General features: G+C 68.0%; 14 protein-coding genes and 1 tRNA gene. 8 read left to right on the forward strand and 7 right to left on the reverse strand.

Translation table 11 applies throughout. The features are described 5' to 3' along the window. Position 1: 1 nt before the first annotated feature. The 3 genes from ACZ50N_RS24155 to ACZ50N_RS24165 are packed head-to-tail and all read right to left on the reverse strand — an operon-like array spanning position 2 to position 1395. The gene (locus ACZ50N_RS24155; protein WP_046365141.1) at positions 2–775 is read right to left on the reverse strand and encodes an MBL fold metallo-hydrolase; all 774 of its coding nucleotides are present in this window, start codon (positions 773–775) and stop codon (positions 2–4) included. Next, entirely contained in the window at positions 776–1237 is a 462-nt protein-coding gene (locus ACZ50N_RS24160; protein ID WP_464473971.1) for a RidA family protein, read from the reverse strand. Then, positions 1234–1395 carry a Sp36 family protein gene (locus ACZ50N_RS24165; protein ID WP_110798036.1) on the reverse strand — a complete coding sequence of 54 codons (162 nt, stop codon included), beginning with the start codon at positions 1393–1395 and terminating at the stop codon, positions 1234–1236. The genes ACZ50N_RS24160 and ACZ50N_RS24165 overlap by 4 nt, the downstream gene beginning before the upstream one ends. 48 nt (positions 1396–1443) lie before the next feature. Between ACZ50N_RS24165 and bagA the strand changes: the two genes are divergently transcribed. Both bagA and bagB read left to right on the forward strand, forming a co-directional pair. Further along, positions 1444–2472: an ATPase BagA gene (bagA, locus tag ACZ50N_RS24170; protein ID WP_046365145.1), complete on the forward strand. Its 1029-nt coding sequence runs from the start codon at positions 1444–1446 to the stop codon at positions 2470–2472. A gap of 13 nt (positions 2473–2485) precedes the next feature. Continuing rightward, complete coding sequence (gene bagB / locus ACZ50N_RS24175; RefSeq protein ID WP_464475703.1) at positions 2486–3616, forward strand: ATPase BagB; 1131 nt, start codon at positions 2486–2488, stop codon at positions 3614–3616. A 72-nt stretch (positions 3617–3688) separates the two neighbouring features. Here the strand turns inward: bagB and ACZ50N_RS24180 are convergent, their stop codons facing one another. Next, positions 3689–4045: a WhiB family transcriptional regulator gene (locus ACZ50N_RS24180; RefSeq protein WP_046365143.1), complete on the reverse strand. Its 357-nt coding sequence runs from the start codon at positions 4043–4045 to the stop codon at positions 3689–3691. Positions 4046–4356: 311 nt separating this feature from the next. Between ACZ50N_RS24180 and ponA2 the strand changes: the two genes are divergently transcribed. The 5 genes from ponA2 to ACZ50N_RS24205 all read left to right on the forward strand — a co-directional run bounded on the left by ponA2 (position 4357) and on the right by ACZ50N_RS24205 (position 10157). Next, positions 4357–6813: a transglycosylase/D,D-transpeptidase PonA2 gene (ponA2, locus tag ACZ50N_RS24185; protein WP_048422596.1), complete on the forward strand. Its 2457-nt coding sequence runs from the start codon at positions 4357–4359 to the stop codon at positions 6811–6813. A 47-nt stretch (positions 6814–6860) separates the two neighbouring features. Then, complete coding sequence (locus tag ACZ50N_RS24190) at positions 6861–7835, forward strand: metallophosphoesterase (RefSeq protein WP_046366276.1); 975 nt, start codon at positions 6861–6863, stop codon at positions 7833–7835. Further along, positions 7832–8938 (forward strand): L-cysteine desulfhydrase Cds1, encoded by a 1107-nt coding sequence (cds1, locus tag ACZ50N_RS24195; protein ID WP_464473972.1) that lies wholly within the window; start codon positions 7832–7834, stop codon positions 8936–8938. The genes ACZ50N_RS24190 and cds1 overlap by 4 nt, the downstream gene beginning before the upstream one ends. 240 nt (positions 8939–9178) lie before the next feature. Then, positions 9179–9252: transfer RNA gene (locus ACZ50N_RS24200), tRNA-Pro, on the forward strand. A gap of 65 nt (positions 9253–9317) precedes the next feature. After that, entirely contained in the window at positions 9318–10157 is an 840-nt protein-coding gene (locus tag ACZ50N_RS24205) for a helix-turn-helix domain-containing protein (RefSeq protein ID WP_133414566.1), read from the forward strand. On the opposite strand, the gene ACZ50N_RS24210 is transcribed toward ACZ50N_RS24205, so the two are convergent. Further along, a complete protein-coding gene (locus ACZ50N_RS24210) occupies positions 10150–11040 on the reverse strand; it encodes an aldo/keto reductase (RefSeq protein ID WP_133414567.1) in 891 nt (296 codons plus the stop codon). The genes ACZ50N_RS24205 and ACZ50N_RS24210 overlap by 8 nt on opposite strands. Positions 11041–11056: 16 nt before the next feature. Next, positions 11057–11989 carry an alpha/beta hydrolase gene (locus tag ACZ50N_RS24215; protein ID WP_464473973.1) on the reverse strand — a complete coding sequence of 311 codons (933 nt, stop codon included), beginning with the start codon at positions 11987–11989 and terminating at the stop codon, positions 11057–11059. 142 nt (positions 11990–12131) lie between these two features. Here ACZ50N_RS24215 and ACZ50N_RS24220 point away from each other — a divergent pair, with 142 nt between their 5' ends. Further along, positions 12132–13058, forward strand: coding sequence for a phosphatase PAP2 family protein (locus tag ACZ50N_RS24220; protein WP_464473974.1), 927 nt, complete (start codon positions 12132–12134; stop codon positions 13056–13058). On the opposite strand, the gene ACZ50N_RS24225 is transcribed toward ACZ50N_RS24220, so the two are convergent. Continuing rightward, positions 13055–13183, reverse strand: a complete 129-nt coding sequence (locus ACZ50N_RS24225) for a hypothetical protein (RefSeq protein WP_269083506.1) — start codon at positions 13181–13183, stop codon at positions 13055–13057. The genes ACZ50N_RS24220 and ACZ50N_RS24225 overlap by 4 nt on opposite strands. Positions 13184–13218 lie beyond the last annotated feature (35 nt).

Genomic DNA, 13218 nt, shown 5'->3' on the forward strand with positions numbered 1-13218 from the left:
ATCAGCGGCGCAGGTAGTCCAACTGCGCCTGCACGCTCCACTCGGCCACGTCCCACAGCTTCTCGTCGACGTCGGTGTACACGTGCTCGACGACCGACCGCGCGGTGGCGTCGTCGCCGAGGTCGCGCAGCGCACCGCGAATCTGATCCAGGCGGTCGTGCCGATGCGCCAGATAGGCGTCGGCGACCGCGACCAGATCGTCGAGGTCGGGACCATGCCCGGGCAGCACCGTGCGGTGGCCGAGACCACGCAGCCGGCGCAGCGACTCCAGATAGTCGCCGAGGGCGCCGTCTTCTTTGTCGATGACGGTCGTGCCGCGGCCCAGCACGGTGTCCGCGGTCAGCACGGCATCGTCGAGCAGAAACGACAGCGAGTCCGCGGTGTGGCCCGGCGTGGCCATCACGGTGATGCGCAGCCCGGCCGCGTCGATCACTTCCCCGTCGACCAGGGGCCCGCCCATCCCCCGCTGGAACCCGCTGCCCACCGCCCGCACGACCGCGCCTGTCAGGTCGACGAGCCGGTCGATCCCGCCGGTGTGGTCCTCGTGCCGGTGACTGATCAGCACCAGGGTGATGCGGCCCAGCGCGGCGAGCCGCTCGATGTGCTCGTCGCGGTCGTCCGGGCCGGGATCGACGACCACCATCTCGTCGCTGCCGGGGCCACGCAGCACCCAGGTGTTGGTGCCGTCGAGCGTCATGCGCCCCGGGTTGTCGCAGAGCAGCACCGACGCGGTCTCGGTGACCGGCCGCAGCAGTCCGTACGCGGGGTGCTCCATCTACTGGACCTCTACGATGAGCTCCACTTCCACCGGTGCATTGCGCGGCAGTTCCGACACCCCGACGGCCGAGCGCGCGTGCGCGCCCGCGTCACCGAAGATCTCGCCCAACAGTTCCGAGGCGCCGTTGATGACGACGGGTTGGCCGCCGAACCCGGGTCCGGATGCGACGAAGCCGACGACCTTGACCACCCGCACCACCGCGTCGATCCCGACGAGGGCGTCGACGGCCGCGAGCGCGTTGAGCGCGCAGCGACGGGCCAGGTGGGCGGCGTCCTCGACCGACACCTCGGCGCCCACCTTGCCGGTCTCGACGAGCTCGCCGCCGGAGATGGGCAGCTGCCCGGCGGTGTAGACGAGGTTTCCGGTGCGGACCGCGGGCACATAGGCCGCGAGCGGGGCGACGACCTCGGGCAGGGCGATGCCCAGCTCTCCCAGCCGCTCGGACCATGTTTGCGTCACTTGGCGCGCTTCAAGTAAGCGACGTGCTGCTCGCCGGTGGGCCCCGGCAGCACCGACACCAGCTCCCAACCGTCCTCGCCCCACTGGTCGAGGATCTGTTTGGTCGCATGCGTAAGCAACGGGACGGTCGCGTATTCCCACCGGGTTGATTCGCTCATGCGGCTGAGCTTATCCGGCGGCGGAACCGCTATGGCTAGCATGCAGTGGTGGCAACCACAGCAGAGGGCTCACCGCACGGTTCGTGGCCGGCGCGGCTGACCGAGGCGCGCCTGCATTTCGTCAGCGGCAAAGGTGGCACCGGCAAGTCGACGATCGCCGCGGCGCTGGCTCTGGCCCTGGCCGCCGGGGGTCGCAAGGTGCTGCTCGTGGAAGTCGAAGGGCGGCAAGGCATTGCGCAGCTCTTCGACGTCCCGCCGCTGCCCTACGAGGAAGTCAAGATCGCGACCGCCGAGGGCGGCGGGCAGGTCAACGCCCTGGCCATCGACACCGAGGCCGCGTTCTTGGAGTACCTCGACATGTTCTACAACCTGGGGCTGGCCGGGCGCGCGATGCGCCGCATCGGGGCCGTCGAATTCGCGACGACGATCGCTCCTGGCCTACGGGACGTGCTGCTCACCGGGAAGATCAAAGAGGTGGTCACCCGCACCCCGAAGGAAGCCAAGGGCAAGTACGGGTACTACGACGCGGTGGTCGTCGACTCGCCGCCGACGGGCCGGATCGCGCGTTTCCTCGACGTGACCAAGGCGGTGTCCGATCTGGCCAAGGGTGGACCGGTGCACTCGCAGGCCGACGGCGTGGTGCGGCTGCTGCACTCCGACCTCACCGCGATCCACCTGGTCACGCTGCTGGAAGCGCTGCCGGTGCAGGAGACCCTGGAGGCGATCGCCGAACTGCGCGAGATGGAACTGCCGATCGGCTCGGTGATCATCAACCGCAACATCCCGGCGTACCTACCGCCCGACGATCTGGCCAAGGCCGCCGAGGGCGGCATCGACGCCGACGAGGTCCGCGCGGGCCTGTCGAGTGCAGGGATCACGTTGTCGGACAACGATTTCGCAGGACTGCTGACCGAGACGATCCAACACGCAACGCGTATCGCGGCGCGGGCGGAAAGCGCGGAGCAGCTGACTGATCTCGCGGTCCCGCGCCTCGACCTGCCGGCCATCGCCGACGGCGTCGATCTCGGCAGTCTGTACGAATTGGCCGAAGCGCTCGCCCAGCAGGGCGTGCGGTGACGAGAGGCAGATGATGAGCACCGCTCCGATGGCCCTGGACATGGGGTCGATCCTGCGCGACAGGGGCAATCGCGTCGTCGTGTGTTGTGGCGCGGGCGGCGTCGGGAAGACCACGACGGCCGCCGCGATGGCGCTGCGGGCCGCCGAGTACGGCCGCACCGTCGTCGTCCTGACCATCGACCCGGCCAAGCGACTCGCCCAGGCACTCGGCATCAAGGATCTGGGCAACGTTCCCCAGCGTGTCCCGTTGGCGCCGGAGGTGTCCGGTGAGCTGCACGCGATGATGCTCGACATGCGCCGGACGTTCGACGAGATGGTCGTCCAGTACTCCGGATCCGAGCGCGCCGACGCCATCCTGGACAACCAGTTCTACCAAACCGTGGCCACATCTCTGGCGGGTACGCAGGAGTACATGGCCATGGAGAAGCTGGGACAGCTTCTGGCCGAGGACAAGTGGGATCTGATCGTCGTGGACACCCCGCCGTCGCGCAATGCGCTGGACTTCCTGGATGCGCCGAAGCGGCTGGGCAGCTTCATGGACAGCCGGCTGTGGCGGGTTCTGCTGGCACCCGGCCGGGGCATCGGCCGCCTGGTCACCGGCGCGGTGGGCCTGGCGATGAAGGGCATGTCGACGATCCTCGGCTCCCAAATGCTCTCGGACGCAGCCGGTTTCGTCCAGTCGCTGGATGCGACGTTCGGCGGGTTCCGGGAGAAGGCCGACCGGACCTACGAACTCCTCAAGCGCCGCGGCACCCAGTTCGTCGTCGTCTCGGCGGCGGAACCGGACGCCCTGCGCGAGGCGTCGTTCTTCGTCGACCGACTGTCCTCGGAGCGCATGCCGCTGGCCGGGCTGATCCTCAACCGAACCCACCCGACGCTGTGCGACCTGAACGCCGACACGGCCAGCAAGGCCGCCGATGAGTTGGACGGCTCCGATCCGGACTCGCTCACGGCCGGAGTGCTGCGGGTGCATGCCGACCGGGCGTCGACGGCCAAACGGGAGGTGCGGCTGCTGTCGCGCTTCACCGGCGCCAACCCCCATGTGGCGATCGTCGGTGTGCCGTCCCTGCCGTTCGACGTGTCGGACCTCGAGGCGCTCCGCGCCATCGCCGATCAGATCACCGGAGAGACGACAGCGGCCTGACGCAGTCAGGCCGCTCGGTCGGCGATCAGATGACCCCAGGCAAATTTTGACGCCCGGGAAGGACTTAGGCCTCTAGCCCGCGCTGCGGTGTTTGCGCTGAGCGGCGAAGAAGTCCGACCAGGAGACCACATCCGGGTGCTGCTTGAGCAGGGCGCGACGCTGACGCTCGGTCATCCCGCCCCACACACCGAACTCCACGCGGTTGTCGAGAGCGTCGGCGCCGCACTCGGCGATGACGGGGCAGTGCCGGCAGATGACCGCGGCCTTGCGCTGCGCGGCGCCGCGGACGAACAGCTCGTCGGGATCAGTCTGGCGACACCGAGCTTGCGAAACCCAGGCAATACGGGCTTCTGCCTCTGCGCCGTGCAGAATGGAATCGCCCGAAGGATTCTCCGTGGTCTTGCGTGCGGCGGGCTTGGTAACTGACACCAGCGATCCCCTTAGTTCTGGCCGCGCCCCGACAACGCAGACGGCTGATTCCCCGACGTCGATCACCTAGGTGCGATCTACGCCACACTGCGAGGTCGTTGTGTGACCTGTATCGCACTGTGCGCTCAATTTAGGTGGTCACCGGCGTTTTGCGCAATACGTTCGTGACCACTTTTTTGGGACAACCGTGCAGTCCCGGCGGTACAGTGCCCAACCTGGTGCGCGACCTCGGCGTTTGTCAGGTCCTGCCAGGAGGCAGGAGGAGGCGCTCTGGAGACGGTGTGCTGAGCGGGCGTCGCTACTCTGTACCCATGCCGGAGGAGGACAAGGCCGGGCCGCCGCGTGCGGTCACGGTGATCAAGCTCGCCTGGTGCGTACTTCTGGCCAGCGTGATCGCCGCGGGACTGATGTTCCCCGTCGTCGGCGGAATCGGCCTGATGTCCAATCGCGCCTCCGATGTGGTCGCCAATGGATCGGCTCAGCTGGTCGAGGGTGAGGTCCCGCAGGTGTCGACGATGGTCGACGCCAAGGGCAACGTCATCGCATGGCTCTACAGCCAGCGGCGCTTCGAGGTACCCAGCGATCAGATCGCCAACACGATGAAGTTGGCCATCGTCTCGATCGAGGACAAGAGGTTTGCCGAGCACAACGGTGTGGACTGGCAGGGCACGCTGACAGGCCTCTCGGGCTACCTGTCGGGCAACCTCGACACCCGCGGCGGATCGACGCTCGAGCAGCAGTACGTGAAGAACTACCAGCTGTTGGTGATCGCCCAGACCGACGCCGAGAAGCGCGCCGCCATCGAGACCACGCCGGCGCGCAAGCTGCGCGAGATCCGGATGGCCCTCACGCTGGACAAGACCTTCACCAAGCCGGAGATCCTGACCCGCTACCTCAACCTGGTGTCCTTCGGCAACGGCGCCTTCGGTATCCAGGATGCGGCGCAGACCTATTTCGGTGTCAACGCCTCGGAGTTGAACTGGCAGCAGGCCGCGCTGTTGGCCGGCATGGTGCAGTCGACGAGCACGCTGAACCCGTACACCAACCCCGACGGCGCGCTGGCGCGGCGCAACCTGGTGCTCGACACGATGATCGAGAACATCCCCGACCAGGCGGACGCGTTGCGCGCGGCTAAGCAGGAGCCGCTGGGCATCCTGCCGACGCCCAAGGAGCTCCCGCGTGGCTGCATCGCCGCCGGTGACCGGGCGTTCTTCTGCGACTACGCGCTCGACTACCTGGCGCGCGCCGGGATCAGCAAGGACCAGGTGGCCAAGGGTGGCTACTTGATCAAGACGACGCTGGACCCGGACGTGCAGAACACGGTCAAGTCGTCGATCGACGGCATCGCGGCTCCCGATCTGGACGGGGTCGCGAGCGTGATGAGCGTGATCCAGCCGGGTAAGGAGAGCCACCCGGTGCTGGCGATGGCCAGCAACCGCACCTACGGGCTGAACCTCGACGCCGGGGAGACGATGCAGCCGCAGCCCTTCTCCCTGGTGGGTGACGGCGCCGGATCGATCTTCAAGGTGTTCACCACCGCCGCGGCCCTGGACATGGGGATGGGCATCAACGCCACGCTCGACGCGCCGTCGCGGTTCGAGGCCAAGGGGCTGGGCTCCGGCGGCGCCAAGGGCTGCCCACCGGCCACGTGGTGTGTGCAGAACGCGGGCAACTACCGCGGCCAGATGAGCGTCACCGATGCGCTGGCGACATCGCCGAACACCGCGTTCGCAAAGCTGATCGCGCAGGTCGGCGTGCAGCGCACGGTCGACATGGCGGTACGACTCGGGCTGCGCTCCTACGCGCTGCCCGGGACGGCGAGGGATTACGACCCCGAGAGCAATGAGAGCCTCGCCGACTTCATCAAGCGCCAGAACATCGGATCGTTCACGCTGGGTCCGGTCGAGGTGAACGCGCTGGAACTGTCCAACGTCGCCGCCACGCTCGCCTCCGGTGGCACGTGGTGCCCGCCCAACCCGATCGCGCAGGTCCTGGACCGCCGCGGCGAAGAGGTCGCCGTGACGACGGAGACGTGCGAGCAGGCGGTGCCCGAGGGCCTGGCCAACACGCTGGCCAATGCGATGAGCAAGGACGACCAGGGCGGCGGTACCGCGGCCGGCGCGGCGGGCTCGGTCGGCTGGAACCTGCCGATGTCAGGCAAGACCGGCACGACCGAGGCGCACCGCTCGTCGGGCTTCCTGGGTTTCACCAACCACTTCGCGGCCGCGAACTACATCTACGACGACTCGAACTCCCCCGGCGAACTGTGCTCGTTCCCGTTGCGTCAGTGCGGTGACGGCAACTTGTTCGGCGGCAACGAACCGGCCCGCACCTGGTTCACCGCCATGGAACCGCTGACCACCCCGTTCACCGACGTCACGCTGCCGCCGACCGACCCGCGCTACGTCGACGGCGCGCCCGGGTCGCGGGTGCCGAGCGTGGCGGGGATGAGCCAGGACACTGCGCGCGCCCGGCTGCGCGAGGCCGGCTTCCAGGTCGCCGACCAGGCGACGCCGGTGAACAGCGGGTCGTCCTACGGCACCGTCGTCGGGACGTCGCCGAGTGGGCAGACGGTGCCCGGGTCGATCATCACGATCCAGATCTCCAACGGCATCGCCCCGGCGCCGCCGCCGCCTCCGCCTGGCGCGTTGCCGCCGGGTGCCCCGCCGCCTCCGGTCGGGGAGACCGTGATCAACATCCCGGGTCTGCCGCCGATCACCGTGCCGGTGCTCGGCCCGCCGCCGCCCGCGCCGCCACCACCCCCCTGATCGGCGCGCGCCGCTCGCGGCTCAGCCGGTGGCAGTACGCTTGAACGATGCCTGGTTCTGCTGGTTCGAAGGTGAAAAGCGCCGCAAAGAACACCACCCTCGTGTCGGCCGGCACGCTTGTGGCCGGCATCGCCTACGCCTCGGTGATCGAACGCAACGCGTTCGTGGTTCGAGAGGCGACCATGCCGGTCCTGTCGCCGGGTTCGTCACCGCTGAAGGTGTTGCACATCAGTGACATCCACATGCGTCCGGGGCAGCGCCGCAAGCAGGCCTGGCTCCGTGACCTCGCGGGCCTGGCGCCCGATCTGGTGGTCAACACCGGGGACAACCTGGCGCATCCGAAGGCCGTGCCGGCTGTGGTTCAGGCCCTCGGCGACCTGCTGTCGGTGCCCGGGGTGTTCGTCTTCGGCAGCAACGACTACTTCGCGCCACGGCTGAAGAACCCGGCGAACTATCTGACCAAGCCCACGCACCGCATTCACGGTGAACCGCTGCCCTGGCAGGATCTGCGTGCGGCGTTCACCGAGCGCGGCTGGCTGGACATGACACACACCCGCCGCGATCTCGACGTCGCGGGTCTGCGGATCGCTGCGGCGGGCGTCGACGATCCGCACCTGTCGCGGGACCGCTACGCGACCATCGAAGGGGCGGCCGATCCGACGGCGAACCTGACGTTGGGGTTGACGCACTCCCCCGAGCCGCGGGTGCTCGATCGTTTCGCCGCCGACGGCTATCAGCTCGTGATGGCGGGGCACACTCACGGTGGGCAGCTGTGCCTGCCGTTCTACGGCGCGATCGTCACCAACTGCGAGCTGGACCGGTCGCGGGTCAAGGGCCCGTCCCGGTGGGGTGCACGCACCCAGCTGCACGTGTCGGCGGGGATCGGCACGTCGCCGTTCGCGCCGCTGCGGTTCTGCTGCCGCCCGGAGGCCACGTTGTTGACGCTGGTCGCGACACCGACGGGTGGCTCCGATGCGGGAAGCGTTGCCGGACAGTCACATCCGACCGTATCGGCGCGGTGAGCCATCCGGCCGCCTCCGCCGCGCAGGACCGGTCCCGTTCCTGGGTCGACAACGCCGTTCGGCTCATCGAGGCCGACGCGCGGCGCAGCGCTGACACTCATCTGCTGCGCTATCCGCTGCCGTCGCGGTGGGGCCGCGACTGCGATCTGGCGCTGTATCTGAAGGACGAGAGCACCCACATCACGGGCAGCCTCAAGCACCGGCTCGCGCGGTCGCTGTTCCTCTACGCGCTGTGCAACGGGTGGATCTGCGAGGGGACGACGGTGATCGAGGCCTCGTCGGGTTCGACGGCGGTGTCGGAGGCGTACTTCGCATCGATGATCGGGTTACCGTTCATCGCGGTGATGCCCGCGTCGACCAGTGCGACCAAGGTGGCGTTGATCGAATCCCAGGGCGGGCGTTGCCATTTCGTCACCGAGTCGGCGCAGGTGTATGCCGAGGCGCAGCGGCTGGCCGAGGAGACGGGCGGGCATTACCTCGACCAATTCACCAACGCCGAGCGTGCCACCGACTGGCGCGGCAACAACAACATCGCCGAGTCGATCTTCGACCAGATGGTGCGCGAGACCCATCCGATTCCGGAGTGGATCGTCGTCGGGGCGGGCACCGGCGGCACCAGCGCGACGATCGGCCGCTACCTGCGGTATCGCAGGCACCCGACCCGCCTGTGCGTGGTCGATCCGGAGAATTCGGCGTTCTACCCGTCGTATGTGCACGACGACCCACACGTGGTCACCGGGATGTCCTCACGCATCGAAGGCATCGGGCGGCCGCGGGTGGAGCCGTCGTTCCTGCCGGGTGTGGTCGATCGGATGATGGTGGTGCCCGACGCCGCCTCGGTGGCGGCGGCCCACCACGTGAGCCGGGTACTGGGCCGACGGGTGGGTCCGTCGACCGGGACGAACGTGTGGGGTGCGTTCCAGCTGCTGTGTGAGATGGCAGAGGCCGGCCGGTCCGGCTCCATTGTGACGCTTCTGTGCGACGGCGGGGAACGCTACGCCGACACCTACTTTCGCGAGGAGTGGCTCACCAGCCACGGACTCGATCCGTCGGAACCGGCCGAGGTCCTCGCCGAGTTCGAACGGTCCGGCTCCTGGCCCTGATCGTGTGACCTCCGCGACAGCGGGGTCAGCGGCCCGTCCGAGGTGAGGAACAGCCAGAGCGCTGCCAGCGCGAAGAAGCCCAGGTAGAGCGATGCACCTAGTCCGGTCATGACCCGCCTCGTTTCGGTCGTTGCTGTTCGTCAGTGTGCACAACACCACTGACATACCCATTCCATCCCGCGGCGTGTCATGCGTTTGGCTTCTTCTGCACCCCGTGCGATACGCTGTCGTGGCTTCACACGGGGTGTGGCGCAGCTTGGTAGCGTGCTTCGTTCGGGACGAAGAGGTCGTGGGTTCGAATCCCGCCACCCCGACTCGTGTGGACAGGTGAGAGGCCCCGACCGGGAATACCGGTCGGGGCCGTCTCGCTTTCAGGGCTATGGCGTATCCATCCGCGGAGCTGTCGTCGTTCCTACGCGCGAGGCGGGAAGCGGTGACGCCGCGCGACGTCGGCCTGGTGCCCGGCGACGGTCGACGGGTTCGTGGCCTTCGTCGCGAAGAGCTGGCTCTCCTCGCCGGGTTGAGCACCGATTACTACCGGCGGCTCGAACAGGGACGGGAGCAGCGACCGTCACTGCAAGTACTCCGCGCGCTCGCGCGTGCGCTGCGGCTCGACGCGCACGCGACCGCCTACCTCGTCTCCCTCGTCCATCCCGTCCCGCTCACCACACCGGCTCACGCGACGACGGTGTCCACAGTCTCCCGAGGGGTCCAGACCCTTCTCGACGACGGCATGCGGGTGCCGGCATACGTCGTCGACATCGGCATGAACATCCTGGCGATCAACGCGCCCGCTCGTGCGATGTACAGCGCCTTCGGTGACACGGACAATGTCGCCCGGATGGTGTTCTGTGATCCTGCCGCACATGACTTCTACACTCATTGGCACCAGGTGGCCGCACAGGTCGTCGGCAATCTCCGGTCCGGTCTGACCCGTTTCCCGACTGACGACCGCGTCGCCGAGGTGGTCGAGGAGATCTCCGCACACAGTGCTGTGTTCGCCGATCTCTGGGCGACCCATCACGTGCGTCCGCGCACCAGCGAGGACAAAGTGTTCCGCCATCCGCAGGCCGGCGAGTTGCACCTGCACTTCGAGGCGCTCGAGGTGGCAGATGCGCCCGACCAGCGGCTGTTCATCTACTGCCCCGTCGAGAGCGGGTCGCATCCCGACGCCGTCGATCAGCTGGAACCGCTCATGACGGTGGCCGCCGCTACGTAGCCGCGCTCAGTTGGTCGATCTCTTCCGGGGTCAAGGGCACCTCGGCGGCGGCCAGGTTCTCCTCCAGATGCGCGCGGCGCGAGGTGCCGGGGATCGGGAGCATCGCCGGGGAGAGATGCAACAGCCAGGCGACGGCCACCTGACCCACCGTGGCGCCGTGTGCGCGGGCCACATCGGCGAGCGCACGGTGCGCGGCATCGAGCCCGCCTTGGGCCACCGGCGCCCACGGTATGAAGGCGAGCCCGTCGCGTTCGCATACTTCGAGCATGTCGCCCGCGCTGCGGTCCATGACGTTGAATCGGCTTTGCACGCTGACGATCTCGGCGATCTGGCGCGCCTCGTCGAGCTGCTCGATGGTGCACTGCGACATTCCGATGTGTCGGATCTTGCCCTCGTCCTGCAGCGCCTTGAGCTCACCGATCTGATCTGCCAACGGCACTTTCGGGTCGACCCGGTGCAGCTGCAGCAGATCGATCTGGTCGACCCCCAGGCGGCGCATGCTCATCAGCACCTGCTGCCGCAGATACTCGGGCCGCCCGACCGGCGGCCATGCCGCAGGGCCGAGGCGCTTCGGGCCGGACGGGGTGTCGATGACATCGGGCCCGTTGCGGGTCAAGCCCGCCTTCGTCGCGATGATGACGTCTTCGGGGTACGGATGCAGTGCCTCGTACAGGATCTGCTCGGCGACGTGCGGGCCGTAGGAGTCGGCGGTGTCGATGAACTGCACGCCGCACTCGACTGCCCGCCTGGCCACGGCGATGCATTCGTCTCGGTCCTGCGGCTCACCCCAGATTCCGCGGCCCGTGAATCTCATCGATCCGAAACCCAAGCGTGACACTGTCTTTCCAGCAATGTCGATCGTCTTCGGGGTGACGTCACCCATGGTCGATCCCTCCATTTCACTGCCCTTTCTTCGTGATGTGCGCGCCCCGGGCGGACGCGTCGAAGTCGCAGAACATCTGGGTGAAGTACTCCGGCTGTTCCTCGGCCACCCAGTGGCCGCAGTCCGGGACGAGCTGCTCGGTCACCGAATGGGCGACCTCTTCGCACATCGCCCGGAAATTGCGGGCCAGAGGATTCGAAGCACCGCCGGAGGCCAGCACCGGGATGGTGAGCTTGCCGTGTTCGGCCAGCGCGGCCCGGTTGTCGTCGGCGTCGCGGTCGAGTTCCCGGTACACCTCACACATCGCCCGCATGGCTCCGGGCGCTTCGAAAGCGCGGGCGTACACGTCGAGGTCGTCGTTGGAGATCGCGTCCGGTTGGTAGCTCAAGTCGTCGAAGAACCGGTTGATGTACCACCGTTCACGTCCGTGCGTCAGGTACACCGCGATGTCGGTGTTGGCGTGAAAGGCGAACTGCCACGCCGACTTCTGGACGACTCGCCAGTCGTAGTACGCGGTGCCCGGCAGCGGAGCCTCCATGAAGGTGACGCTCACGACGTCATCGCGGTAGCGCAGCGCGAAACTCAGGGCCAGCATCGATCCGAGATCGTGGCCGACGAGCGAGATGGGTTCCGCCACACCCAGCGTCTCGCGCACCAGATTGAAGATGTCGCCGGCCATGGTCCACGTGTCGTATCCGTCGCGGGGTTTGTCGGATGCGCCGGCGCCGCGATAGTCGGGCATGATCACCCGGTAGCCGGCGGCAGCGAGCGGCATCATGACCTTGCGCCACTCGTATCGGGTCTGGGGGGCGCCGTGGAGCAGCACGACGGTCCTCGTGGGTTCCGCCGGTATCGCCGGTATCGCCACGGTGTAGCCGATGCGGACCGTCTGATCGGGGCCGACCCAAGCCCGACCGTGGCGGACGTCGACGTCGAGAACTCTGGTCATGCAGCCAGTGTCGGCCCCACGTCGGCGCGAACGGGGGGTGTGACTCGGCCCCCAACAAGCCCCGATCTCGGCTAACGCGGAACCGGGCGGGTGGACCGGCGGCTGACTACTCTCGGGGATCACCATGACACCCACTCACCCGGTGACGAGGGCACGGCGGCGGATCGCCGACGTCGGCGACGACCGGCTCCGACGCGCACGCCGCCAGTGGACGGCCGTGCTGATCGTGGCGGTGCTCGTGTTCGTCGCGGTGTATCTCCTGGCCGTGCAGACCACCCTCGGCCAGCGTGTCGAGGACACCGCGCTGCGCGGCGCCGACCAGGTGGATCCCGATCTGCACAGGGTTGCCCTGCGCGCGTTCCACACCATCTCGGTGAGCTCGCAGATCGCCGCCACGGTGTTGGTGGCGGCGATCGGCCTGCTGCGTCGTCAGGTGTGGTTGGCCGTCGCCGGGGTGGGCGTCATCCTGGGCGGCCAGGCGGTGACGCAGATCCTCAAGTTCCACGTGCTCACGCGGCCCGACCTGACCGAGGTGGACGGGCAGTTCGCGGAGAACACGCTGCCCAGCGGACACACGACGGCGGCCATGTGTCTGTTGTTCGCGACGATGATCGTGATGCCGTACCGGTTTCGCGGCATCGCGATGTTCCTGACGTTGACGTGGGCGGTCGGCATGGGCGCGTACACGGTGATCATCCAGGCGCACCGGCTGTCGGACACGCTGGCCGCCGACGCGGTCGCGTTGGCCGTGGCGTGCCTGGCGGCTCTGCTGCTGTCGCGCACCGGACGAATCCGCGCCGTGGTGTCTCCGAGTCCGCAGCGCTACGTGCTGCGCACGGTGTTCGTCGTCGCCGCGAGTCTCATCGGTGCGGCCTGCCTCGCCCTCGGTGCCGTGCAGATGCTGCATGCGATCGCGGCTCACGTGGAGGACGAGCCGACGGCGTGGCGGCTGTTCCTCAGTTCGCAGTGGCTGGCTGCGGCGGGGTCGATCGCGTCAGCGCTGCTGTTCTGGTGGACGTGGTACCGGCTGGAGACCAAGCGCCGCCACGACCCGGTCGCAACGCGTTAGGCCGTCGGTTCGCCGCTCTCTTTGTCCACGTCCGGGGTGTCGCGGTCGGGATCCTTCTCTATGTCCCCGGTCTTGTCAGCCGTGGAGCCGCTCTCGTCGTCGTAGATTCCGCTACCTCGCGTCACAGGGGCCTCCTCACGCTTCGATCTTTCACGACGCT

This window comes from Mycolicibacterium obuense, assembly GCF_055397605.1.

Excerpts from the sequence above, each read along its gene's own strand:
- ACZ50N_RS24155 (WP_046365141.1), bottom strand. The coding sequence starts at position 775 with ATGGAGCACCCCGCGTACGGACTGCTGCGGCCGGTCACCGAGACCGCG.
- ACZ50N_RS24165 (WP_110798036.1), bottom strand. The coding sequence starts at position 1,395 with ATGAGCGAATCAACCCGGTGGGAATACGCGACCGTCCCGTTGCTTACG.
- ACZ50N_RS24205 (WP_133414566.1), top strand. The coding sequence starts at position 9,318 with ATGGCGTATCCATCCGCGGAGCTGTCGTCGTTCCTACGCGCGAGGCGG.
- ACZ50N_RS24215 (WP_464473973.1), bottom strand. The coding sequence starts at position 11,989 with ATGACCAGAGTTCTCGACGTCGACGTCCGCCACGGTCGGGCTTGGGTC.
- bagB (WP_464475703.1), top strand. The coding sequence starts at position 2,486 with ATGAGCACCGCTCCGATGGCCCTGGACATGGGGTCGATCCTGCGCGAC.
- ACZ50N_RS24190 (WP_046366276.1), top strand. The coding sequence starts at position 6,861 with ATGCCTGGTTCTGCTGGTTCGAAGGTGAAAAGCGCCGCAAAGAACACC.
- ACZ50N_RS24210 (WP_133414567.1), bottom strand. The coding sequence starts at position 11,040 with ATGGGTGACGTCACCCCGAAGACGATCGACATTGCTGGAAAGACAGTG.
- ponA2 (WP_048422596.1), top strand. The coding sequence starts at position 4,357 with ATGCCGGAGGAGGACAAGGCCGGGCCGCCGCGTGCGGTCACGGTGATC.